Source organism: Kitasatospora sp. NPDC051705 (genome assembly GCF_044453265.1).
Lineage (GTDB): Bacteria > Actinomycetota > Actinomycetes > Streptomycetales > Streptomycetaceae > Kitasatospora.
In genome coordinates this window covers 161,499-183,830 of record NZ_JBITCO010000009.1, presented here as the reverse complement: position 1 = coordinate 183,830, position 22,332 = coordinate 161,499, and the positions used below count along the sequence as shown (strand labels likewise).

Here is a 22,332-nt window from a genome sequence, read left to right as displayed (position 1 = left end):
GCGCGTTCCGGCCGAGCGCCCACGGCGAGGCCGGGCCCGGGCCCGGGGGCCCCTCCGGTCCTGTCCGGTCCGGGAGAGGCGCCGGCCCCGGGCCCGGCACCGGCGTCAGCCCTGTTCCGGCAGGGCCACCGGCAGCCAGCGGTACGCCGCGTCCTCCTGCCAGCACTGCAACTCGCCCTCCACCACCGCGGCCAGGCACAGCCGCCAGTCGTCGCCGACCGCGAGCGCGACCCGGGTGGCCGGGCGCAGCGTGGGCCGCCACCAGCGCGGGCGGCGGGAGGCGCCGCCGGCCGGCAGCCGCAGCCGGACCCCGCCCGCGCCGGCCAGCGCGACGGTCGGGCCGCCCCGGTGCCCGGCCACCGCGACGCCCAGGGCGGGTTCGCCGTCGCCGATCTCGGAGCCCGGCCCGGCGCCCGCCCCGAGCGGGTGCAGCCGGACGGAGCCGTCCGGTTGCAGCGTGACGGCCTGCGGCCCGGCGGAGGTGAGGGCCAGGGCCCCGGCGCGCGGTGCGCCGGGCGGTCCGACCGGGGCCGGGTGCTCCGCCGAGCCGGGCCGCCAGCTCAGCACCTGTTCCCGGTGTTCGACCAGGACCAGCCAGGATCCGGGGCGTTCCTCCAGGGCGGCGAGCACCCGGTCGGCCGGGCAGCCGGGCAGCTCCCGGCCGGTGAGGGTGAGCCCGGGCGCCCAGCGGTAGGAGCGCAGTGCGCCGCCGACCGCCGTCCAGACCGTCATCTCCCCGGCCGGGTCGACGCCCCCGGCGAGCCCGCTGACGCCGCGCGCGGCCTCCCACCAGCCGGCCGCGGTGCCGACCCAGAGCGATCCGCCGCGGTCCTCGGCGCAGACCACCAGCTCGCCCTGCCGGCCTGCCCAGCCGGCCGTCAACTCGCGGACGGGGCCGGGCCCCTGGCCGGTCGGCAGCCGGTGGCCGGGGTGTCCGGGGCCGGTCAGGGCGGTGCCGTCCGGGCCGCCGGTGACCAGCAGCGGCCGGCCGGCCCGGTCGGGCAGTACGGCCAGGCCCGCGGTGCGTGCCACCGGCCGGTGGGCGCGCAGCAGTTCGCGTCCGCGGCCGACCCAGGGGCCGAGCGGGGCGGGGCGGCGCTGTGGGTCGCGGGCCAGCGGCTCGCAGGCCCACCGGACCAGCTCCTCGCCGTAGCCGGCGGCGAGCAGTTCGGCGCGGGCCTGTTCGGCGGCGAGCCGGTGGTCGAGGCGGCCGTGGTCGGGCAGCAGCAGGGTGCGCGCGAGGGTGCCGACGGCGAACAGGTCCTTGGCCGTGGTGGGGAAGCCGCCGACCTGCTCGGCCTCCGGCGGGACGTGGCCGGGGGTGAACACGGCGACGGTCAGGGTGTGGTCGAGCGGGGCCAGGAAGGTCAGGTCAATCAGCTTGACCTGGCCGTGGGCGTCCACCAGGACGTTGGCGGGGGAGATGTCGCGGTGCACCCAGCGCTTGCGGTGCAGCTCGTCGACGATCCGGCAGAGCCGGGACAGGACCTCGGCCGCCGCGGCCGGCCCGCCGCGCTGGGTGCGGGCCCAGGTGTGCAGCGGGACCCCTTCGACCCAGGGGGAGATCTGGTAGCCGAGCAGACCGCCGGCGGGCAGGGCGCCGGGCCGGTGCGGGGAGGGGCCGAGCAGGAAGCTGGGCACCACCAGGTCGGTGACGCCCAGGCGGTGGGCGTTGTGCGAGACGTCGTCCCAGCGGCCGAGCCAGCGGCGGACCTCGGAGGGGTCGCGCTCCAGCATGATCTTCGCGGCGACGAGCTCCTTGAGCCCGCTGTGGCCGGTGCGCACCGCCCGCCACACCTCGGCCTCGCCGCCCCGGTGGTGGAACTCCAGGAGCTCGTACTGCTCGGGGTCGAACTCCGGCCCGAACCGGAGCCCGGGTACCCAACGCGACTCGGACACTCGACCCCCGACTCGATGCCTCGGCTTTTCAGCTGATCCCAGGATAGTGCTCTCCGCTGTTCGGACGTCCCACGAAGGGCCTATCCTGCATTCGATCGGACAACATCATGACAGTACGTCAACTCATGATCATCACCAGCATGTTGATCATGAAATCGGTGGATCTGACCAGCAGGGGGACGGTGCATGGTGCAGCTCGCGGTGCTGCTGATCGTGGTGGCACTGGTCGGTGCGGCCGCCGTCGTACTGGCCCGGCGCCACCGCGCCCTGGACGCCGGGACGGTGGCCGCGGCCCTCGCCACGGCCGCCGAACGGCTCGCCGCCGGCAAGGCCCCGCAGGCCCGGCGCCGCTACGCCCGGCTCGCCCGCCGGCTCGCCGAGGGCCCCGCCGAACTGCTCCCGCAACGCGGCCTCGCCCTCCTCGGCCAAGCCGAGGCCACCATCCCCACCGGAGACCAGCAGGCCACCCTCGCCCTGCACCGCGAGGCCTTCCCGCTGCTCGCCGACCCGGCCCGGCAACTGCCCCGGTGGAGCCTGCGGCGCCTCGCCGCGGAACGCACCGCCGCCGCCGACGGCGACCTCGGGCCGGTCCTCGCCCTGTTGCAGGCCACCGCCGACGGCGCCGAACCCGGGGAGGAGGCCGAGGCCGTCGCCCGCACCCGGGACTGGCTGCAACGCCTCTGCCGCGAAGGCAGCCCCGCACAGCGCGAGCACACCACCGCCGCCGCCCTCGCCGCCCTGCCCGGCCGTGACTGGCCCGTCCTCGCCCGCGCCGCCCAGCTGCGCGGCACCGACCGGGCCGCCGAGGCCGAGACCCTGCTCGCCGCGGCCGCCCCCGGCGGCAGCGGCGAACTCTGGTTCCGCTGGGGCGCCCAGCTGTTCAGCCTGCACCGCGACGAACCCGCCGTCGTCGCCTTCGACGAGGCGCTGCGCCGCGGCGCCGGCGACCCCTCCCCGTGGGGGCGCGGACCGGCGCTGCGCACCGAGACCCTGCTCTTCCGCGGCCTCGCCCGCCAGCGGCTCGGCGCCACCGACGCCGCCTGGGCCGACCTCGCGGCCGCCGCCACCGAGGCCCCCGGCGACCCCCGCCCCCGCTACGCCCTCGGCCGGCTCGCCCTGCTGCTCGGCGCCGACGAACAGGCCCGGGAGCAGTTCGCCGCCGCCCTCGCCGTCCAACCCGGCTTCGCCCCGGCCGGGTTCGGCCTCGCCCTGGTCAACGAGCGGGCCGACCGCCCCGCCGAGGCCGCCGCCGACTACCGTGCCGCCCTCGACCGGGCCCCCGACTGGCGCCCCGCCCGGGTCCGGCTCGGCGCCGCCCTGCTCGCCGCCGGCCGCGCCGCCGAGGCCGAACCGCTGCTCCGCGCCGAGGCCGACCGCGAACCGGACTCCCGCTGGGCCCGGATCGCCGCCTTCCACCACGGCCTCGCGCTGTCCCGCACCGACGACCCGGCCGGGGCGCTGACCCGCTGGGAACCGCTGCAGGACGAGGAGCTGCACGACCGCCTCGCCCTCGCCCGCGACCGGCTCGCCCGCACCCGACTGGCCGCCGACCCGGCCGCCGCCCGGGAGCTCTGGCAGCAGGCCGCCGCCGAGCACCCGGCCGCCCCCGGCTACCGGGCCGCGCTGCGCGAAGCCGCGCTGCGCGAGGCCGCCCACCTGCTGGTCACCGGCCGCGACCGGGCCGAGGAGCGCGAACGGGCCGCCGCCGCCCTCGCCCTCGCCGACACCCTGCCCGGCGCGATCACCCACCGGCAGGCCCGGCTGCGCGCCGCCCTGGCCCTGGCCGAGGGCCGGACCGAGCCCCTGGCCGGTGTGCTCGACCCCGCCGCCGGACCGCGCGAGCGCTACCACCTGGCCGCCGCCGCCCTGCTGGCCGGCCGCCCGGTGCAGACCATCGCGCTGCTCGCCCCGCTCGCACCCGACCCGGCCGGCGACCCGGCGCTCGCCCGGCTGCGCGCCCTGCTGGCCGAACGCGCCGGCAACTGGGCCGCCGCACTGGACTGGTACCGCCACTTCCTCACCGCCGGCCCGGCCCCCGCGCCGCAGGCCGCCCCGGCCGACTGCGCCGTCTGCGCCGGCCCGGCCACCGGCGCCTGCGGCGGCTGCGGCCGCGAGGCCTGCGACGCCCACCTGCACCGGGCCGCCGAGGGCGCCCCGCCGCGCTGCGTCCGCTGCGCCGGGCCCGCGCTGCGCGCCGTCCTGGACTGCGCCCGCCGGGCCGGCACGCCCGAGCAGGCCGAACCCGTCCTCGCCGCCTGGGCCCGGGCCTTCGGAGACAGCCCCGCGGCCGCGCCCGTCCGGCTCGACCTGGCCCTGCTCCGCGCCGAACTCGGCCGACTGGACGAGGCGCTGGCCGAGCTGCCCGCGCAGGCCGGGGCCGCCCGCAGCGCCGTGCTGCTCCGCCGGGCCGCCGCCGCGCTCGACGCGGGGGGAGCCCGGACGGGCCGCCGGCGACCTGCGCCAGGCCCTCGGCCACACCCCGGACCACCCACAGGCCGGCCCCGCCCTCGTCCTGCTCGCCGAACACGAGGCCCACCAGCACGCCGTCGAGGGCCGCCACCGGGAGGCCTGGGACGGCTACCACGCGCTGCTGCTGCGGGACCCGGCCCAGCCGCGGCTGCTGCACGCCCTCGGACTCGCCGGCTACCGGCTCGCCGCCGCGGCCCCCGAGGGCGCCGAACCCGACGAGCGGACCTGGGCTTGGACGCTCGGCTGCCTGGTCGCCGCCCTGCACCAGCCCGAGCTGTGGGCGGAGTCCGCCCGGATCACCGGCCGCCCGCTCGAACCCCAGCGGATCGCCACCGCCCGCACCGCGCTCACCGACCGCCTCCGGGACGACCTGCGGGCACTGGACCGCGCCGCCGGCCGCGGCGGCGACGAGGTCACCGCCTGGACCCTGCGGCTGGGCATGGAGACCCACAGCGCCGACGCCTTCGCCCGGGAGGACGTCCGCCTGGCGCTGCCCGGCCGCCCCGCCCGCCGCCTGGCGCTCGGCCCCACGCTCGACCGGCTGCTCCGGCAGGAGCCCGGACTCGCCGCCTGGGCGGCCGCCTTCGACCGGGCCGTAGAGCCCTGGCGGCGGCCCGGGGAGCCAGACGGACACCCGCTGGCCCGGGCGCTCGACCTGTTCGGCGGGCTCGGACCGCAGCACTACCTCCTCCTCCAGGGCCGTCAGGCCGCCGCGGTCGGCGCCCTGGACGCCGTGCCCGAGACCGAACGCGGCGCCGACTGGCAGGCCCTGCTCGCCGAGAGCCTGGTCGGCCAGGCCCGCGAGCACCACCGCAACCAGGACTGGCGCGAGGCCCTCGACTGCCTCACCCGCGCCGGCACCGTACCCGGCGCCGTGCTGCCCGCCGACGCCCCGGCGATCGCCGCCGAGTCCGGCCTGCGGGCGGCCCGCGCCCTGCTCAAGACCAGCGACGACGACCAGGCGGGAGCGACCGAACTCCTGGAGAAGGCGCTGGCCCTGGCCCCCGACCACGCCGAGGTGCGCGGCGACCTCGGCGCCACCTACGCCCAGTGGGCCCGGAAGATCAACAACGAGACGAAGGACTACCCGCGCGCCCTGCGCCTGCTCCGCAAGAGCCTCGCACTCACCCCCGGCGACCCGACCGCCCGGCACTTCCTGGAGGCCGCCCTCGGCAACCGGGCCAGCCAGCTCAGCCGGCCCGACGCCCCGGACGCGGAGCTGGAGGAGGCCGCCGAGGCCTGGCGGGAGCTGATCTCGCTCAACCCGGACCCGGACCACCGGCACGGCCTCGCCTTCGCGCTGCGCCACCTCGCCCGCTCCGCCGCCTTCGCCGACCAGCGCACCCTCGCCGTCGGCCGGATGGCCGACGCGCTGCGCGCCGACCCGGACTGGGACGGCGACCCGGAGCGCGAGGCGCCGCGCCGGGTCGGCGTGATGCTCGCCAACCACGTGCTGGACAACCTGCAGGACAGCCCGTTCACCACGCAGGCCGCCATGCTCCGCAAGGCCAGGTCCTACGACGACTCGCCCGACATCCGGCGGCTGATGGTCAGCGTCTGGCGCGGCGAGGCCGTCGGCCACTACGAGGCCCGCCGTTACCCCGACGCGATCCGTCTCCTGGAAGAGGCGCTCGAGCTGTCCGGAACCCCCGAGGACGTCGCCAAGCTGCACACCGAACTCGGCGTGGTGTTCAGCTCCTACGCCGTCGCCCGGGCCAACGCCCGCGGGTTCCGGGAGGCCCGCGCACTGATCCGCCAGGCAGTCGAGCACAACCCGGACGACCGGGAGCTGCGGGCCCTCCAGCGGAGGATCAACGCGCTCCGCTGACGGCAACCGCCGTGCCACCGGTGCCGTCCTCAGGTGGTGGGGCTTCAGATTCCCCATCCCGAGGCCGAGTCGGGAGCCACCGGACGTCTGCGGCAGGCCGCACGCCACCGGACGTGAGCCGCACGTCAAAAGCTGCAAGCCGCAAGCCGCTAGCCGTGATTCGTGAGTCGTGAGGAGAGAAACCGCCCGCCATGCCACTGCACGAACCGTCGCCGTACGAGGTCCTGGGCGTTGCGCTCACGGCCGGCGTGCGCGAGATCAACCTGGCCGTCGGACCGGCGATGAAGGCCGGCCGCTTCACCCGTCAGCAGATCCAGGACGCCGCCGCGCTGCTGCGCCACCCCGACCGGCGGCTGGAGGCGGACCTCCAGCGCCCGCTGCCGCCGGAGCCCGTCGACCAGGCCGCGGGGCTGCTGGCGCCCGCCCTCGCCGAGCCGCTGCTGGTCGTCGAGCGCCCGGCGCTGCCGCCCGCCGCCTCCCTGCTGGCGCTGCACCGGGCCGAGCTGGCCGCCGACTTCACCGAACCCGCCCCCGGCGGCGCCGACCCCGAACCGCCCGTCCCCGCCCGCTACGCCGCCGACCTGTCGGTGCTGCCGCAGATCGAGGTACCCGAGTGACCGACGCACCGACCGACGTACCGACCGCCGACCCCATCGCCGGGCCGGCCGACGGCCTCCGGCCGCTGGACGTCCCGCAGCGCGCGCTGGAGGTCGACCTCGACCAGGCGTTCAGCCAACTCCTCTTCCGGGCCTCGCTGTTGCAGCGGCTCCGGGCGGAGGAGGCGCAGACCGCCCGGGCCACCCAGCGCGACCTGCTGGGCATCCTGGTCGAGGTCGACGACGCGCTGGCCTCGCTCGGCCTGGACCAGGAACTGGTGCTGCTCGGGCGCGGCGCCGGGATCGAGGCCACCCGACGCCGGCTGCTCGGCCGCCTGGCCAAGGCCGGCGTGCGCCCGATGCGGCTGGAGGGCCTGGCGGCGGACCCGGCGCTGACCGAGATCGTCGGCGTGGAGCCGCGGGCCGGGGTGGCGCCGGAGACGGTCCTGCGGACGGTCATCACCGGGTTCTTCTGGGGCGAGGAGGTGCTGCGCCGGGCACAGGTGGTCGTCGCCGCGCCGCCGGGGCCGGACCCGGCGCCGGAGCCGGTCCACGCGGCGGACACCGGGGGCCCCGAGGGCCCCGGGGGCTTCGAGGGGTTCGGGGCCGCGGGCGCCACCGAGGACCCCGGGCCGGCGGACCCCGCGGCGCCGGACGTCGCCGGGGAGCCGGCACCGGAGCCCGGGCCCGAACCGGAGCCGGCACCGGAACCGGAGCAGACCGCGGGACCCGGGCGGCCCGCCGTCCGGCCCCCGGCCCGCCGGAAGGGCGCGGCCGCCGGTGCCCGGCGCAGGCGCAAGAAGTAGCCAGGACCACGAGGGGCAAGAGGGGAACGACATGTACCGCACACTCGGCATCGACCTGGGCACCACCAACTCCGTGGTGGCCCACCTGCGCCGGGGCGAGCCGGAGATCATCTTCAACCGGCAGAACCAGGAGGCCACGCCCTCCGTGGTCGGCAGCGGTCGCAAGGGCGAGCTGCTGGTCGGCTCCACCGCACGCAGCCGGACCGCCGTCGACGGCGCCAACGTGATCCGCTCGGTGAAGCGCTTCATGGGCCGCAAGTTCAAGGACCCGCAGGTCCAGGCGGCCCTGAAGGAGGTCGACTACAAGGTCACCGCGGGCACCGACGGCGACGTCAACGTCTGGTTCAACGGCCGTTCCTACACCCCGATCGAGATCTCCGCGATCATCCTGCACCGCCTCAAGGAGGACGCCGAGCAGCGCCTCGGCGAGCCCTTCCACCGGGCCGTGATCACCGTGCCCGCGTACTTCGGCGAGCGGCAGGTCGCGGCCACCCAGGAGGCGGGCCGGATGGCCGGCCTGCACGTGCTGCGGATCATCAACGAGCCGACCGCCGCCGCGCTCGCCTACGGGATCACCACCGAGGCGGGCGACGAGGGCCGGACCGTCCTGGTCTACGACCTCGGCGGCGGCACCTTCGACATCTCGATCCTGCTGCTGGTGCCGGGCTCGGTCTCGGTGCTCGGCATCGAGGGCGACAACCTGCTCGGCGGCGACGACTTCGACCGCGCCATCACCACCGCGCTGCTGGAGGACATCCGCGAGGAGTACGGCGCCGACTACCAGCCGGACCTGCGGGACCGCCCCAAGATCGCCTCCACCGCAGAGACCATCAAGATCGAGCTCTCCCACCAGGAGGCCTCCGAGGTCATCCTGCCCGGCCTCGGCGCCGGCCAGCTGGTGCTGGAGACCGAGTTCGAGCGGGCCCGTTTCGAGGAGCTGATCGAGGCCCGGATCGAGCGCACCATCGAACTGACCCACAAGGCCATCATGCAGGCCAACCTCACCGTGGGGGACGTCGACGAGGTGGTGCTGGTCGGCGGCTCCACCGCCATCCCGCTGGTGGCCCGGCGGCTCGGCGAGGTGTTCGGCCCCCGGCGGATCCGGCGCGGCGTCAACCCGATGCAGTGCGTGGCGCTCGGCGCGGCCGTGCAGTCCGCGCTGGTCGGCGAGGTGGAGTGCCCCGAGTGCCGGGCCCCCGGCGACCTCTCCGCCTCCAACTGCGCCAACTGCGCGACCTCGCTGCTCGGCGGCCCCCGGATCTCCTGCACCGGCTGCCACATCCCGTTCGACGCCGAGGCCGCGGCCTGCCCCAAGTGCGGTCTGGGGGCGAGCGGTTCGCCCGCCCCCCGGTCGGCCGCGCCGGTGCGGTCGCCGGCCCCGACCGTCGCCCACGGGGAGAACTGCCCGCGCTGCGGCACCCCCGCCGCGCCCGGCGTCACCGCCTGCGGGCTGTGCGGCGAGGCCCTCAACTCGGCGGCGCCCGGCGGCACCAGGGTGGCCTCCACGGCCGCCGAGGACGTCGGTCTGCGCTGTGCGGCCTGCGGCGTGGTCAACCCGCCCGGCAGCGAGGTCTGCCAGGGCTGCGGCGAGCTGATGCAGGTCACCAACCCGTTCGACATCACGCCGAAGAACCTCGGCATCGAGCTCAACGACGGCCGGCTGGCCGTGATCATCCCCAAGAACACCAGCTACCCGACCGGTTCGCCGGTCAGCCGGGAGTTCGTGGTCGCCGGCAGCGGCCGCCAGCGGCTGGAGGTCGCGGTCTACGAGGGCGAGCACGAGATCGCCCAGCAGAACGAGCTGATCGGCCACCTGACCCTGCGGCTGCCGGCCGGGCTCGGCGGCCGCACGCCGGTGGAGGTCTCCTTCGGTCTGGACCGGGACCGCACGATCACCCTCTCGGTGCGGATCCAGGGGGGCGGCGAGAAGACCGTCAAGCTGGAGCGGGTCACCCTGGACCCGGAGCTCAAGGTCCAGGTCGAGGAGCAGCAGCGGCAGATCGAGTCCTTCACCGACCGCTGGGGCGGCGAGCTGACCGAGGCCGAGCTGCGCGAGGCGCAGCAGCTCATGGACCGGCTGGACGACCTGGCCGCCGGCCAGACCCGCGGCCAGTCGGTGGACGAGGCGCTGGAGCGGGCCCAGCGCCAGCTCCGCGCCCAGCGCTGGGTGCGCGGCTCGGAGGCGTACCTGAGCCTGTTCCTCCACTACTGCGAGAAGCACCTCGACCCGAGCGACCTGGACCGGCTGCGGTCGGTGGCCGCCGAGCTGCGGCTGCGCCGCGAGGCCGCCGACTGGGAGGGCGCGATGGTCGCGGCCCAGCGGGCGGACGAGCTGTGCGACTCGCTCGGGCACACCTTCCGGATGCTCACCATGTGCAACGTCTACGTGAACCAGAACATGGTCTCGCCGGCGCTGTCCCAGCTGATCATGGCGGAGCTGCGGGGGCTGGACGAGGGCGTGGAGGCGCCGAACATGGAGAAGGTCAACCGGCACATGTCGAACCTGCTGGCCCTGTACGCGCAGGCGCAGCGGGAGCTGGGCAGCGAGCCGCCGGCGGAGTCGCTGGGCCCGGTGCGGCCCGAGGAGGCGGGGCCGCGATGAGCTCTCCCGAGACCACCCGGACGACCCCGGCGGACGGGGTTCCCCCGCACGACGCTCCCGGGCACGACAACCCCGCGCCCGGAGGCCCCGGGTCGCAGGTGCCCGCCCCGAGGGCGGCCGGGCCCGCGGTGCCCCCGCTGGAGGTGCCCTGTCCGCAGTGCGCCGTCCCGGCGGATCCGGAGGGCCTGCGCTGCCCCTCCTGCCGGGAGGACCTCGCGGCGCTGGTCCGGCTGCGGCACGCGGGCCGGATCGACTACAACGAGGCGCTGGCGGCCCTGCGGACCGGGGACGACGCGGCCGCCCGGGTGCTGTTGCGGCGGTCGCTGGCGGCCGAGCCCGGGCTGCGGCCGGCCCGGGACCTGCTGGACGCGCTGGTGACCCGGACGGGTGACTGACCGGTGGCGGCCGCGGTAGGCCCGTCGGGGGCGGGCCCACCGCCGCCGCCCACGGGGTGCGGGGCGCCGACACGCCCTCCAAGCGAGCAATCCGGGCGTTCCCCGGGTGGCGTCGCGTCTGATCGGAGGTGAGTGTGATCGTCACACGGATGTTCGCCACCCTCACAAGGAGTGACGCAATGCGTATTCGCACCACCCTCGCCGCCACCGCGCTCGCCGCCGTCGCCGTCCTCGCCGGTGCCGGCACCGCCGCCGCCGGCGACGCCACCGCCAACGGTGTCGCGTTCGGCTCGCCGGGCGTCCTGTCCGGCAACCAGATCCAGATCCCGATCAACCTCGAGGCCAATGTCTGCGGCAACACGATCGGTGTCATCTCGATCCTGAACCCGGCCATCGGGAACACCTGCATCAACGGCTGACCCCCGGCACCGGGGCCGCCCGTCGCACCTGACGGGCGGCCCCGGTGGCGTGTCCGCACCCCCGTTCGGGGGTGGCGGCGCGGCGCCCGGGCCGGGAGCATGGTGCCCGTCCCGCCCCGCCGTACCCAGGAGCCGTACGTGCCGATCCAGCCGACCCCGCGCAGCTACTCCTCCGGCACCGCGGACGTCCCGCTGCTCGGCGACACCATCGGGGAGAACCTCGACCGCGCGGTGCGCGCCTTCCCCGGGCGGGACGCCCTCGTCGACCGGGCCACCGCCCGCCGCTGGACCTACGCCGAACTCGCCGCCGACGTCGACGCGCTCGCGCTCGGTCTGCTCGACCTCGGGATCGCCAAGGGCGACCGGGTCGGCATCTGGGCCCCCAACTGCGCCGAGTGGACGCTCACCCAGTACGCCACCGCCAAGCTCGGCGCGATCCTGGTGACCGTCAACCCCGCCTACCGCCCGCACGAGCTGGAGTACGTGCTGAACCAGTCGGGCATCCGGCTGCTGGTCGCCGCCGAGCGCTTCAAGACCTCGGACTACGCCGGGATGATCGAGGAGGTGCGGCCCCGCTGCCCGGAGCTGGAGCGCGTGGTGCTGATCGGCGGCCCCGGCTGGGACGCGCTGCTGGCCGCCGGACGCCGCGGGGACCCCGGCCGACTGGCCGAACGCGGAGCCGAGCTGGCCCCCGACGACCCGATCAACATCCAGTACACCTCGGGCACCACCGGCTTCCCCAAGGGCGCCACCCTCTCGCACCACAACATCCTCAACAACGGGTACTTCGTGGGCGAGTTGCTCGACTACACCGAGCAGGACCGGATCTGCGTCCCGGTGCCCTTCTACCACTGCTTCGGCATGGTGATGGGCAACCTCGCCGCCACCTCGCACGGCGCCTGCACCGTCATCCCCGCCCCGTCCTTCGACCCCGGGGCCACCCTGGCCGCCGTGGCCGCCGAGCGCTGCACCTCGCTGTACGGCGTGCCGACCATGTTCATCGCCGAGCTCGCCGACCCGGACTTCGACCGGCACGACCTCTCCAGCCTGCGCACCGGCATCATGGCCGGTTCGCCCTGCCCGACCGAGGTGATGAAGGAGGTCATCGAGCGGATGGGCATGGCGGAGGTGTCCATCTGCTACGGCATGACCGAGACCTCGCCGGTCTCCACCCAGACCCGCACCGACGACCCGGTCGAGCGCCGGGTCTCCACCGTCGGCCGGGTCGGCCCCCACCTGGAGGTCAAGGTCGTCGACCCGGTCACCGGCCGCACCGTCCCGCGCGGCGAGCCCGGCGAACTCTGCACCCGCGGCTACTCCGTGATGCTCGGCTACTGGGGCGAGCCGGAGCGCACCGCCGAGGCCGTCGACGCCGCCCGCTGGATGCACACCGGGGACCTCGCCGTGATGGACGGGGACGGCTACCTCGCCATCACCGGCCGGATCAAGGACATGGTGATCCGGGGCGGGGAGAACCTCTACCCGCGCGAGATCGAGGAGTTCCTGCACGGCCACCCCGACATCCTCGACGTCCAGGTCATCGGGGTGCCCGACCCGAAGTACGGCGAGGAGCTGATGGCGTGGATCCGGATGCGCGGGGGCGCCGAGCCGCTCACGGCCGAGGCCGTCCGCGCCTACTGCACCGGCCGGCTGGCCCACGTGAAGATCCCGCGCTACGTGCACGTGGTCGAGGAGTTCCCGATGACCGTCACCGGCAAGATCCGCAAGGTCGAGATGCGGGAGATGGCGGTGCGCCTCCTCAACCCGTGAGCCGTCCGCCCGGGTGAGCCGTCCGCGCGTGCGCCGCGCACGGGCCGGCGGCCCGGGGTGCCTCACCAGCGGTGGTGGACCAGCGCGCGGATGCGGCGGTCGTAGAGCTCGGCCGCCCCGGCCAGCACGCGTTCCGGGAGCGGCGGCAGGGCGGCGGCCGCGGAGTTGGCCGCCGCCTGGGCGGGGGTGCGGGCGCCCGGGATGACGCTGGTGACGCCGGGCTGCTGGACGATCCAGCGCAGCGCGGTCTGGGCGGGGGTGGCGCCCTCGGGCGCCAGCGCGGAGAACTCGGCGGCCGCCTCCACCCCGGTCGCGTAGTCGACGCCGGAGAAGGTCTCGCCGACGTCGAAGGAGTCGCCGTGCCGGTTGTAGGTGCGGTGGTCCTCGGCGGGGAACACGGTGTCGTGCCGGTAGGCGCCGGAGAGCAGCCCGGAGGCCAGCGGGACGCGGGCGATGACCGCCACGCCGGCCTCCCGGGCCGCCGGCAGCACCTCGGCGAGGGGCTTGCGGCGGAACGGGTTGAGGATGATCTGGACGCTGGCCACGTTCGGGCGGGCGATCGCGGCGAGGGCCTCCGCGCAGGTCTCGACGCTGACCCCGTAGGCGGCGGTCCGCTTCTCGGCGACGAGCGTGTCGAGCGCCTCGTAGACGGCGGGGGTGGCGAGGACCGCGGTCGGCGGGCAGTGCAGCTGGACCAGGTCGAGGGTGTCCACGCCCAGGTTCTCCCGTGAACGGTCGGTCCAGCTGCGGAAGGCGTCCAGGGTGAAGGCCTCCGGCTGCTGGGGGCCGCGGCGGCCCAGCTTGGTCGCGACGGTGATCGCGGCGGCCCGGTCCGGGGCGAGCCCGCGCAGGTACCCGCCGATCAGACGCTCGCTGCGGCCGTCGCCGTAGACGTCGGCGGTGTCCAGGAAGGTCACGCCGGAGCCGACCGCGGCGTCCAGGACGGCGTGGGCGTCCGGTTCGGAGACGTGCCCCCAGTCCGCGCCGAGCTGCCAGGTGCCCAGGCCGATCACCGACAGCTGCCGGTGGCCGAGCCTGCTCGTCGTCCGCTTCTCCATGAGGGCCGTCCTCGGGTCGTGGGGGTGGGGCTTCCGGACACCATCCTGGCACAGGAATTGCCAGACTAGACAAATGTTTGCCAAGTTCCTATCGTCCAGAGCAGATATCCGGAGGAAGACCGATGAACCGGGAGGTTCCGACCATGCGGTTGAACAAGGCGACCGTGTTGCTCACCGGTGCGGCCGGAGGCATCGGCCGCACCCTGGCCCGCCGGCTCGCCGGGGCGGGCGCCACCCTGATCGTCACCGGCCGGCGCCGGGAGCCCCTGCGGTCGCTGGCGGCCGAACTCGGTGCCCGGCCGGTGGTCGCCGACCTCGCCGACCCGGAGCAGGTCCGCCGGCTCGCCGAGGAGTGCCCGGACGTCGACGTGCTGGTGGCCAACGCCGCCCTGCCCGCCAGCGGCGAGCTGCTCGACTACACGCCCGAGCAGATCGACCGGGCGCTGGCCGTCAACCTGAGCGCACCGGTGATGCTCAGCCGGCTGCTGACGCCCCGGATGGTGGCGGCCGGCCGCGGGCAGCTCGCCTTCGTCGGCTCGATGTCGGGGAAGGCCGCGACGCCCTACTCGTCGCTGTACACCGCGGGCAAGTTCGGGCTGCGCGGCTTCGCGCTGAGCCTGCGGCAGGACCTGCGCGGCACCGGGGTCGGGGTCTCGCTCGTCCAGCCCGGGTTCGTGGGCGGGGCCGGGATGTTCGCGGACACCGGGGCCGAGGTGCCGAGCGGCGTGCGCACGGTGTCGCCGGAGCAGGTCGCGACCGCAGTCCTCCGGGCGATCGAGGAGGACCGGGCCGAGACCAACGTGGCACCGCTCACCCTGCGGCTGCGCTGCGCGGTGGCCGGGCAGTTCCCCGGCTACGCGGAGCGCGGCGGGCGCGGGGACGAGACGGCGGCCCGACGCATCGTCGCGGCGCAGCGCGCGCTGCGCTGAGGCCGGCCGGCCCGTGCTCCGGGGCGTCACGGGGCGCCCCGGAGCACGCGTCGGCCGCAGGCTCACACCCCGGCCCCGGCCCCGGCGCGGCGCCCGGGGCGGGCGGCCCGGGTCACCAGCGGCCCGGTCAGGGTGCCGACGGCGAGCAGCAGCGCGGCCAGCAGCAGCCATCCCGGCCGGCCCCACGAGAGCACGAAGACCCCGAGGACGGCGGGGCCGAGCGCGTCGCCCAGGCCGGCGCCGAAGCCGAACACCCCGGAGTACTGGCCCTGGGCCCCGGGCTCGGCGAAGCCGAAGGAGTACTCCATCGACGCCGCGGCGTGCCAGAGCTCGCCCGCCGTGTACACCGCCGTCGCGACGGTGAGGAGCAGCGCGGCCGCCCACCACGGCGGCCCCTCGGCGGCCGCCGTCAGCAGCAGGGCGGCGGCCAGCGCCCCGCCCGCCCAGCGCAGCCGCCGGCCGGCCGCGTCGACGCCGGTCACGTCGCGCGCCGCCCGGACCTGGAACGCCGCGATCAGGCCGGTGTTGAGCAGCAGGACGGCGGAGGTCGTCCAGCGGGGGGCCGAGGTGTGCCCGACGATCCACAGCGGGAGCGCGAACGCGGGCACCGAGTAGTGCAGCTCCAGCAGCCCGTTGGCCGCCGTCGCGACCAGGAAGGGGCGGTTGCGCAGGGCCGTCCAGCCGGACCGCGGCCGGTCCGCCCCGGCCGCCCGCGGGGCCGGCCGGGGCAGCCGGGCCAGCACCAGCGCGCAGGCCAGGAAGGCCAGCACCCGGCCGACCAGCAGGGCGGTGTAGGCGCCGCGGGTGTCGGCCTGGACGGCCAGCCCGGCCAGCACCGCGCCCAGCGACAGGGCGAGGTTGGTCACCGCCTGCAGGTAGGCGCGGAACGCGGCCGGCCGGGTGCCGCCGAACGCGCGGACCAGCGGGTCGCGGCTGGCCGGGTTGGCCGCGTGCACGGCCGCGGTCAGGCAGGCGACGGCCAGGAACGGCCAGAACCCGCGGACGAACAGGTAGCCGGTCGTGAAGGCGGCGCCGAGCAGCATGACGCCGATCTGGGTCCGGCGGGCGCCCCAGCGGTCGGCGATCCGGCCGCCGGCGAGCCCGGCGAACAGCCCGGTGACGCCGCCCGCGGTGAGGCCGAGCGCGACCTGGCCGGTCGGCAGGCCGACCACCCGGGTGAAGTAGAGGGCGCTGCTCGCGACGAACAGGCCGCTGCCGAAGGTGTTCACCACCGTCGCGGCGGCGAGGACCCGCTGCGGCCCCGGCTCGGGGAGCAGCCGGGCCCACGGCGCCGGGCGGTGGGCAGCGGCGGGTGCGGCCGGTGTCCCGGGTGCCGCGGGTGCGGTGGGGGTCGGGGCGGTGAGCGTCATGCCGGGACCCCGACCGGCGCCGCGGACCCGTTCGGCACGGTGACCAGCCGGTCGTCGAACCAGCGGCGCAGCTCGTCGAAGCGGCGCAGCAGCGCGGCCTCGGACTCCGCGGCCACCAGGACCTGGGCGGCCCGCTGGTCGGTGCTCGCGAGCGAGTCGGACCAGCTGGTGCCCGGGGCGGCCTCCACCCGGGCGTACTCGACGCCGGGCAGGGCCTCCAGCTCCCCGGCGGAGGGGCAGGCGACCACGGTGCCCGGCCGGCCCGGCAGGAAGCTGCTGCCGATCACCCGGGGGTCGGTGCGCACCTCCCGGTCCGGCAGGCGGCCCAGCCCGCAGAGCAGCATGGCCTCGCCGAGGTCGATCCCGAACTTGGCCAGCGTCTCCTCGTGGATCAGCCCGCCGCCGCGGCGGGCCGCGCACTCGCTGAAGACCAGCCGGCCGTCGGCGGGGTCGTGGAAGAGCTCCATGTGGAACACCCCGTCGGTCAAGCCGAGGGCGGTGAGGGAGCGGCGCACGAGCGGCTCGGCCAGGGCGTACCGCCAGGCTTCGCGCTGCGGGTCGATCCGGCGCATCCAGAGCGGGCGGTCCTGGTCGACCACGCTCAGGCAGGGGCTGCCGTAGGCGCCGAGGGCCAGGAAGCGGACCTCGCCGTCGAGCACGAAGCCGTCCGCGATCCACTCCTCCCCGCTGACGAACTCCTCCAGCAGGAACGTCCGTTCGGTGGAGCGCCCGGCCCGCAGGCGGTCGCCGAAGGCGCGCAGTCCGGCGAGGTCGGTGACGGTGGCGGTCAGCCGGGTCGAGGCGCCGGCGACGGGCTTGACCACCGCGCGCGGGTAGGGGAGCGCGGTCAGCCCGGTCAGGTCGTGGACGTCCTCGATCACCGTGGTGCGGGCGGTCGGGACGCCGGCCGCGCGGACGGTGCGCTTCTGGACCTCCTTGTCGCGGAAGCGCACCGCGGTGTCCGGGTCGATGGCCCGGCAGCCCAGGTGGCGGGCCAGCAGTCCGGCCGTCACCAGGGCGAACTCGTCGGTGGTGACCACCGCGTCGTAGCGCAGACCGGCGAGGCCGGCCCGGTGCAGGGCGGCCAGTACGGACTCGGCGTCGCTCTGGCTGTCGGCGTGGACGGCGGTCAGCTGCGCCGGGACGGGCACCGCGCCGGCGTCCCGTTCCGGGGCGCCGGTGACCACGACGGCGTCGACGCCGAGGCGTACGCACGCGTCGAGGGTGTACCTGGCCGCGCCCAGGAGCAGGACGAGCGGCCGGGGGTCGTTCTCTGTCACGTTCCCTCCCTGTTCTCCGGCCGAGCATATACAGATGTTGCCAGTGAGAGGCAAGTTATTGCCAAGAGTTGCCAGGCCTTCTAGAGTCGACCCCGACAACCGGCGCCCAGCGCAGCCGCCCACTCAGACAAGGAGGGCATCCGGACCCATGTGCCGCCTGATCCTGGCCTCCGGGACGTTCGACCCGGCGGACATCGTGGCCGCCGCCGTACAGATGAGCCGTGGCCTGACCGCCGACCACGACAACGCCACCACCGTGCACGCACACGGCTGGGGCGCGGTCTGGCGCGACCCCGGGAGCGGAGCGCTGCGGGCGCACCGGGACGAGCGCCCGGCGGCCGAGAGCGCCCCCGACTCCCCGGTGGCCACCGCCCGCACCGACTTCCTGGCCATCCACGTCCGTAACGCCACACTGCCCGAGAACCGCGGCCCCGCCTTCACCCACCCGCTCGAACGCCCCGGCGACCCCTGGTACTTCATGCACAACGGGTACCTGCCGACGGCCTACCGCGGGCTCGGGCTGGCCGCCTCCGCCTTCGACTCCGCGGAGTACTTCGACTACCTGATCCCGCCCGGCACCGACCGGCTGGACGAACGGACGGCGCTCGCCCGGCTCCGGGCCCTGGAGCCCGGCGGCACCTCCGGCAACGCCGTCGCCGTGCACCCCGACCGGGCCCACCTCGTGCACTGGAGCCCGCCGGACACCCGCACCCCGCGCTTCTTCGCGATGCGGCGCACCACCACCGCGACGGCGCAGATCGTCGCCTCCGAGACCGTCCCGGCCCTGGCCCCGCCCGCCGCCTGGCGGCCGGTGGCCCCCGGCGCCGTGCTGACCTTCCCGTTCACCGCCCCCACCACCGAGAGGACCCCGACATGCCCGAGCTCTGGGGCCGCGTCGTCCACCACCTCGACCAGCCCGGCGAGCCCGCTCCGGACGGTCCCGGCCTCCTCAAGGGCCTGATCTCCGGCGACCACGCCGTCGTCGTCCTGCGCGGGCTGCTGTCGGAGGAGGAGTTCACCGCCAACCGGGAACGCGTCGTGCCGCTGTTCGGCCGGGCCGACACCACCGAGTACAGCAACGGCAGCCTGACCACCCTCGGGCCCTACCTGGCCAAGCACCTGGCCGCCCCGGACACGTACTTCGAGCAGGCGGCCGCCGCCGAACGGCTCACCGCCGGCGTCGGCTTCGACCTCGCCGACCGGGTGCGCGCCCGGCTCGCCGAGGTGCTCGGGCTGGACGCCTTCGACGTGGCCGCCGAACCGGACGGCCGCGAGTACGCCCGGAAGAACGTCCGGATCTACTCCGACGGCGTCCGCACCCCGCTGCACAACGACAACATGATGCGCGACGCCGCCGGGACCGGCCTGGTGCTGGCCGGGCTGCTGCACCACCTGAGCGTCGTGGTCTGCATCCAGGAGTGCGACGGCGGCGGCGAGTTGGAGATCCACCGCAAGCAGTGGGAGCCCCTGGACGAGGAGTTCAAGGTGGTCGGCGGCCTCGGCTACGACCAGGCCGTCACCCGCGGCGCCCCCGCCCACCGCTTCAAGCCGCAGACCGGCGACGTCTACCTGCTCAACCCGACCCACTACCACTCGATCGAGAAGCCGACCGGGACGGACCGGGTCACCATGGGCTTCTTCTTCGGGTTCTTCGACCCCGCCCTGACCCGCGCCGTGGCCTGGGTCTGACCCCCACCGCCCCCGGCCGCGCGGCGCCGTCCCCCGCCCCCGCCCCCGCGGGCGGCGGACGGGCCGGCGCCGCGCCCGAACCCCGGCCGCACCGGCGGCCCGGACCCCGGCCGTACCAGCGACCCGAACCCCGGCCGCACCAGTGGGCCCGAGCCCCCGGCCCGAACCCCGAGAGAGAGCCGAACCGACGATGGCGAGCCCTGACAGCAACGGCGGCGTGCCCGCCGCCGAATCCCGCGCGAGGATCCAGCGGATCGTCGAGCAGGAGGACATCGAACTGATCCGCTTCCTGTGGGTCGACCACAACTCCGTCACCCGCGGCAAGGCGGTCTCCCGCCAGGCCCTGCCCGGCCGGATGGACTCCGGCATCGGCCTGGCCCGGAGCCGGCAGGCGTCCAGTCTGCTCGACCTCGGCCAGCCCGTCCCCGGGTTCGACGCCGTCGGCGAGGTCCGGCTCGTCCCCGACCCCGACTCCTTCGTCCGCCTGCCGCACGCCCCCGGTTCGGCCGCGATGCTCTGCGACCTGCTCACCGTGGACGGCGACCCCTGGGACGCCTGCCCGCGCACCTTCCTCAAGGAGGCCCTGGCCGCCGCCGGCGAGTACCAGGTGGTCGCGGCCTTCGAGCCGGAGTTCACGCTCTGCTCCACCCAGCCGTCGCCGGGCGTGCTTGACCTGTTCGACGACAGCCTCTGCTTCGACAACGAGGGCTTCGACGCCGCCGACTCCTACACCGTGGACCTGCTGCGCGCGCTGCGCTTCCAGGGCCTGACCGTGGAGACGTACCACCCCGAGTTCGGAGCCGGCCAGCACGAGATGACGCTGCGGCACGCGCCGGCCCTGCGCGCCGCGGACAACTACGTCTGGCAGCGCGCCACCACCCGGGGCACGGCCCGACGCAAGGGCCTGTGGGCGACCTTCGCACCGGTACCGGCCCCCGGCATGCGCGGCAACGGCAACCACGCCCACCTCTCGCTCTGGCAGCCCGGCCAGGACGGCCGCCCCCCGGTGAACCTGTTCGCCGACCCCTCCGACGAGCTCGGACTCTCCACCCTGGCCCGGCACTTCATCGGCGGACTGCTGGCGCACCTGCCCGGGCTCACCGCGCTCACCAACGCCAGCGTCAACAGCTACCACCGCCTGCGGCCCGGCATGTGGGCGGGCGCCTTCGGCGCGTACGGACTGGACAACCGCGAGGCCGCGATCCGCATCCCCACCCGGCTGCGCGGTGACGAGGCGGGCTCCACCAACGTCGAGGTCAAGATCTGCGACTCCACCGCCAACCCCTACCTGGCGCTGGGCGCCCTGGTCCACGCCGGGATGGACGGCGTCCGCCGAGGCCTGGACCCGGGCGAGCCGCTGCACGCCGACCCCAACCGGCTCTCCGCCGACGAGCTGCGCCGGCTCGGCGTCACGGCGCTGCCGCGGACGCTGGAGGAAGCCGTGGACGCGCTGGAGCGGGACGAGTTCCTGATGTCCGTGCTCGGCCCGGCCCGCGCCGCCCTCTACCCGGCGATCAAGCGGGCGGACGTCCGGGACATGAAGGAACTGGGTTCCGACTCCGAGTACTTCACCCACGCCGTGCGGTTCTGAACCGGCACGGTCCGCACCGCCACCCGGCGGTCCGGACGGTCCCGTCCCGGACAGCCCCGTGGACTCCCGTCCTGAGCGCCGCCCCGGACCCCCGTCCCGGACCCCCGTCCCGGACCACTGTCCCGGGCCGCCGGACGGCAACGATCGGAGGCGCCAGCCATCGCGGCCGGCGCCTCCGATCGTGTGCGTGCGGGCTCCGCTCAGCGCCGTGCCGCCCGGGCCGCCAGCGGCGGTGCCAGCACGGCGGCGGCCGCGTAGCCCAGTCCGAGCACCACCCACCCGGCGCCGCCCAGCCCGGACAGCGCGAGCGTGATGACGAACGGCCCGCAGGAACGGCCCAGTTGGGTCCCCACGCTCCAGGCGCCCTGGTACTCGCCGAGCCGGCCGTCGACCGCGAGCTCGTAGGACAGGCCCCAGGCGCCGGCCGACTGCAGCAGCTCGGCGGCGGTCAGCAGGGCCACCGCGAGGAGCAGCACCGCCACCGCGGGCAGCGGCGGCAGCGACCCGGTGGTGGCGAAGACCAGCGAGCAGGCGAGCACGGCCAGCCCGCCCCGGCGCATCGCCCGGGCCGCGCTGCCGGTGTCGGTGACGCCCCGCCCCGCCCGCATCTGGAAGCCGATGGCCAGGAACACGTTGGCCAGCAGCAGCGCCGAGGCCGTCCAGGACGGCGCCGCGGTGTGCTGGGTGACCCACAGCGGCACGGCGATCTCCAGCAGCTCGCCGTGCAGGATCAGCAGCCCGTTCAGCAGGGCGAGGCCCAGGTACCAGCGGTCGCGCAGCACCGCGGCCCCGCCGCCGGTGCCGGCCGGGCGGCCGCGCGGCGTCTCCGGCAGGCGCAGCGCGACGAGCCCGACCAGCAGGACGCACACCGCGCCGCCGGCGATCAGCAGCCGGAAGGCGAACGGGGTGCCGACGACCAGCGCGGCGCCGAGCGCGGGCGTGCCCAGGGTGGCGCCGACGTTGTGCACCACCCGGTTGTAGGCCAGCGTGTCCACCCGGTTCTCCGGGGTGGTCAGCGCCCCGAGGTAGGCCTGCCGCACCGGGTCGACGGCGCTCTCGGCGAGCCCCGCCAGGCAGACCACCAGGAGGAACTCCGCGAAGGAGTCGACCAGCAGGTAGCTGCCGAGCAGCAGGCCGCGGACGACGCCGAGCCCGACCAGCAGCCGCCGGTGGCCGATCCGGTCGCCGAGCAGCCCGGCCGGCAGCGCGGCCGAGAGCCCGATGAGCGTCGCCATCGAGAGCCCGGTGCCGACCTGCACGGCGCCGAGCCCGGCGACCCGGGTGAAGAACAGCACGCCGCCCGCGAGCATCACCCCGCGGGCGAGCGAGTCGAAGAACGACAGGGCGGCGTAGACCCGCAGCGGCCCCCGCGGGGGCACCGCCCGGGCCCACCGGCCGGCGGCCGGGCCCGGCTCCGCGGCCGGCGGGGCGGCGGTGCCGCCCTCGGCGGTCCCCGGGGCGGTCCGGTCCGCGGCCGACGTGGTGGCGGCCAACCCGGAGGTGGCCGTCGTCGCGGTGGCCGCCGGGCCGACGGCGGTCGTGGTGGTGCTGGTGGCCGTCCCGTCGCCCGACGGGTTGTCACCGGCCATGGTCTCTCCTCTCCCGGTGTGCGGCGGCGGGGCCGGTGCGCA

Annotated in this window: 17 protein-coding genes; 11 read left to right on the top strand and 6 right to left on the bottom strand. The window is 76.1% G+C overall.

The genetic code is table 11. From position 1 onward, the window contains the following. Nucleotides 1-105: 105 nt before the first annotated feature. Together ACIA8Q_RS14885 and ACIA8Q_RS14880 are read right to left on the bottom strand one after the other, a co-directional pair. Complete coding sequence (locus ACIA8Q_RS14885) at nucleotides 106-1,899, bottom strand: hypothetical protein (protein ID WP_387899946.1); 1,794 nt, start codon at nucleotides 1,897-1,899, stop codon at nucleotides 106-108. Between the two features lie 147 nt (nucleotides 1,900-2,046). Further along, nucleotides 2,047-3,912: a hypothetical protein gene (locus tag ACIA8Q_RS14880; RefSeq protein ID WP_396317255.1), complete on the bottom strand. Its 1,866-nt coding sequence runs from the start codon at nucleotides 3,910-3,912 to the stop codon at nucleotides 2,047-2,049. An 895-nt stretch (nucleotides 3,913-4,807) separates the two neighbouring features. Here ACIA8Q_RS14880 and ACIA8Q_RS14875 point away from each other — a divergent pair. The 7 genes from ACIA8Q_RS14875 (at nucleotide 4,808) to ACIA8Q_RS14845 (ending at nucleotide 12,784) form a co-directional block, all read left to right on the top strand. Then, the gene (locus ACIA8Q_RS14875; protein ID WP_396317254.1) at nucleotides 4,808-6,196 is read left to right on the top strand and encodes a hypothetical protein; all 1,389 of its coding nucleotides are present in this window, start codon (nucleotides 4,808-4,810) and stop codon (nucleotides 6,194-6,196) included. Nucleotides 6,197-6,387: 191 nt separating this feature from the next. Then, on the top strand, nucleotides 6,388-6,813 hold the full coding sequence (locus ACIA8Q_RS14870; RefSeq protein ID WP_360217914.1) for a hypothetical protein: 426 nt from the start codon (nucleotides 6,388-6,390) through the stop codon (nucleotides 6,811-6,813). Then, on the top strand, nucleotides 6,810-7,598 hold the full coding sequence (locus ACIA8Q_RS14865; protein ID WP_396317253.1) for a nucleotide exchange factor GrpE: 789 nt from the start codon (nucleotides 6,810-6,812) through the stop codon (nucleotides 7,596-7,598). Before ACIA8Q_RS14870 ends, ACIA8Q_RS14865 begins: the two co-directional genes overlap by 4 nt. Nucleotides 7,599-7,629: 31 nt before the next feature. Then, the gene (locus ACIA8Q_RS14860) at nucleotides 7,630-10,200 is read left to right on the top strand and encodes an Hsp70 family protein (RefSeq protein WP_360217908.1); all 2,571 of its coding nucleotides are present in this window, start codon (nucleotides 7,630-7,632) and stop codon (nucleotides 10,198-10,200) included. After that, nucleotides 10,197-10,595 carry a hypothetical protein gene (locus ACIA8Q_RS14855; RefSeq protein WP_360217905.1) on the top strand — a complete coding sequence of 133 codons (399 nt, stop codon included), beginning with the start codon at nucleotides 10,197-10,199 and terminating at the stop codon, nucleotides 10,593-10,595. The genes ACIA8Q_RS14860 and ACIA8Q_RS14855 overlap by 4 nt, the downstream gene beginning before the upstream one ends. Before the next feature lie 179 nt (nucleotides 10,596-10,774). Then, the gene (locus ACIA8Q_RS14850; protein WP_360217902.1) at nucleotides 10,775-11,014 is read left to right on the top strand and encodes a chaplin; all 240 of its coding nucleotides are present in this window, start codon (nucleotides 10,775-10,777) and stop codon (nucleotides 11,012-11,014) included. Nucleotides 11,015-11,113: 99 nt separating this feature from the next. Next, entirely contained in the window at nucleotides 11,114-12,784 is a 1,671-nt protein-coding gene (locus ACIA8Q_RS14845; protein ID WP_387899939.1) for an AMP-binding protein, read from the top strand. A 62-nt stretch (nucleotides 12,785-12,846) separates the two neighbouring features. Here the strand turns inward: ACIA8Q_RS14845 and ACIA8Q_RS14840 are convergent, their stop codons facing one another. Next, a complete protein-coding gene (locus tag ACIA8Q_RS14840) occupies nucleotides 12,847-13,842 on the bottom strand; it encodes an aldo/keto reductase (protein WP_360217896.1) in 996 nt (331 codons plus the stop codon). A gap of 143 nt (nucleotides 13,843-13,985) precedes the next feature. On the opposite strand from ACIA8Q_RS14840, the gene ACIA8Q_RS14835 reads away from it, so the two are divergent. Beyond that, nucleotides 13,986-14,771, top strand: a complete 786-nt coding sequence (locus ACIA8Q_RS14835) for an SDR family NAD(P)-dependent oxidoreductase (RefSeq protein ID WP_387900025.1) — start codon at nucleotides 13,986-13,988, stop codon at nucleotides 14,769-14,771. A gap of 62 nt (nucleotides 14,772-14,833) precedes the next feature. Here the strand turns inward: ACIA8Q_RS14835 and ACIA8Q_RS14830 are convergent, their stop codons facing one another. Together ACIA8Q_RS14830 and ACIA8Q_RS14825 are read right to left on the bottom strand one after the other, a co-directional pair. Continuing rightward, on the bottom strand, nucleotides 14,834-16,141 hold the full coding sequence (locus ACIA8Q_RS14830) for an MFS transporter (protein ID WP_360217893.1): 1,308 nt from the start codon (nucleotides 16,139-16,141) through the stop codon (nucleotides 14,834-14,836). Further along, entirely contained in the window at nucleotides 16,138-17,421 is a 1,284-nt protein-coding gene (locus tag ACIA8Q_RS14825; protein ID WP_360217890.1) for a hypothetical protein, read from the bottom strand. Before ACIA8Q_RS14825 ends, ACIA8Q_RS14830 begins: the two co-directional genes overlap by 4 nt. A 148-nt stretch (nucleotides 17,422-17,569) precedes the next feature. On the opposite strand from ACIA8Q_RS14825, the gene ACIA8Q_RS14820 reads away from it, so the two are divergent. The 3 genes from ACIA8Q_RS14820 (at nucleotide 17,570) to ACIA8Q_RS14810 (ending at nucleotide 20,701) form a co-directional block, all read left to right on the top strand. After that, entirely contained in the window at nucleotides 17,570-18,382 is an 813-nt protein-coding gene (locus ACIA8Q_RS14820; RefSeq protein WP_360217888.1) for a class II glutamine amidotransferase, read from the top strand. Further along, nucleotides 18,295-19,110: a hypothetical protein gene (locus tag ACIA8Q_RS14815; protein WP_360217885.1), complete on the top strand. Its 816-nt coding sequence runs from the start codon at nucleotides 18,295-18,297 to the stop codon at nucleotides 19,108-19,110. The genes ACIA8Q_RS14820 and ACIA8Q_RS14815 overlap by 88 nt, the downstream gene beginning before the upstream one ends. A 190-nt stretch (nucleotides 19,111-19,300) precedes the next feature. After that, the gene (locus tag ACIA8Q_RS14810; RefSeq protein ID WP_360217882.1) at nucleotides 19,301-20,701 is read left to right on the top strand and encodes a glutamine synthetase family protein; all 1,401 of its coding nucleotides are present in this window, start codon (nucleotides 19,301-19,303) and stop codon (nucleotides 20,699-20,701) included. Nucleotides 20,702-20,901: 200 nt separating this feature from the next. On the opposite strand, the gene ACIA8Q_RS14805 is transcribed toward ACIA8Q_RS14810, so the two are convergent. Continuing rightward, on the bottom strand, nucleotides 20,902-22,290 hold the full coding sequence (locus tag ACIA8Q_RS14805) for an MFS transporter (RefSeq protein WP_396317252.1): 1,389 nt from the start codon (nucleotides 22,288-22,290) through the stop codon (nucleotides 20,902-20,904). Nucleotides 22,291-22,332 lie beyond the last annotated feature (42 nt).

Excerpts from the sequence above, each read along its gene's own strand:
- ACIA8Q_RS14875 (WP_396317254.1), top strand. The coding sequence starts at position 4,808 with ATGGAGACCCACAGCGCCGACGCCTTCGCCCGGGAGGACGTCCGCCTG.
- ACIA8Q_RS14870 (WP_360217914.1), top strand. The coding sequence starts at position 6,388 with ATGCCACTGCACGAACCGTCGCCGTACGAGGTCCTGGGCGTTGCGCTC.
- ACIA8Q_RS14860 (WP_360217908.1), top strand. The coding sequence starts at position 7,630 with ATGTACCGCACACTCGGCATCGACCTGGGCACCACCAACTCCGTGGTG.
- ACIA8Q_RS14855 (WP_360217905.1), top strand. The coding sequence starts at position 10,197 with ATGAGCTCTCCCGAGACCACCCGGACGACCCCGGCGGACGGGGTTCCC.
- ACIA8Q_RS14850 (WP_360217902.1), top strand. The coding sequence starts at position 10,775 with ATGCGTATTCGCACCACCCTCGCCGCCACCGCGCTCGCCGCCGTCGCC.
- ACIA8Q_RS14845 (WP_387899939.1), top strand. The coding sequence starts at position 11,114 with ATGGTGCCCGTCCCGCCCCGCCGTACCCAGGAGCCGTACGTGCCGATC.
- ACIA8Q_RS14840 (WP_360217896.1), bottom strand. The coding sequence starts at position 13,842 with ATGGAGAAGCGGACGACGAGCAGGCTCGGCCACCGGCAGCTGTCGGTG.
- ACIA8Q_RS14835 (WP_387900025.1), top strand. The coding sequence starts at position 13,986 with ATGCGGTTGAACAAGGCGACCGTGTTGCTCACCGGTGCGGCCGGAGGC.
- ACIA8Q_RS14830 (WP_360217893.1), bottom strand. The coding sequence starts at position 16,141 with ATGACGCTCACCGCCCCGACCCCCACCGCACCCGCGGCACCCGGGACA.
- ACIA8Q_RS14820 (WP_360217888.1), top strand. The coding sequence starts at position 17,570 with ATGTGCCGCCTGATCCTGGCCTCCGGGACGTTCGACCCGGCGGACATC.
- ACIA8Q_RS14815 (WP_360217885.1), top strand. The coding sequence starts at position 18,295 with ATGCCCGAGCTCTGGGGCCGCGTCGTCCACCACCTCGACCAGCCCGGC.
- ACIA8Q_RS14810 (WP_360217882.1), top strand. The coding sequence starts at position 19,301 with ATGGCGAGCCCTGACAGCAACGGCGGCGTGCCCGCCGCCGAATCCCGC.
- ACIA8Q_RS14805 (WP_396317252.1), bottom strand. The coding sequence starts at position 22,290 with ATGGCCGGTGACAACCCGTCGGGCGACGGGACGGCCACCAGCACCACC.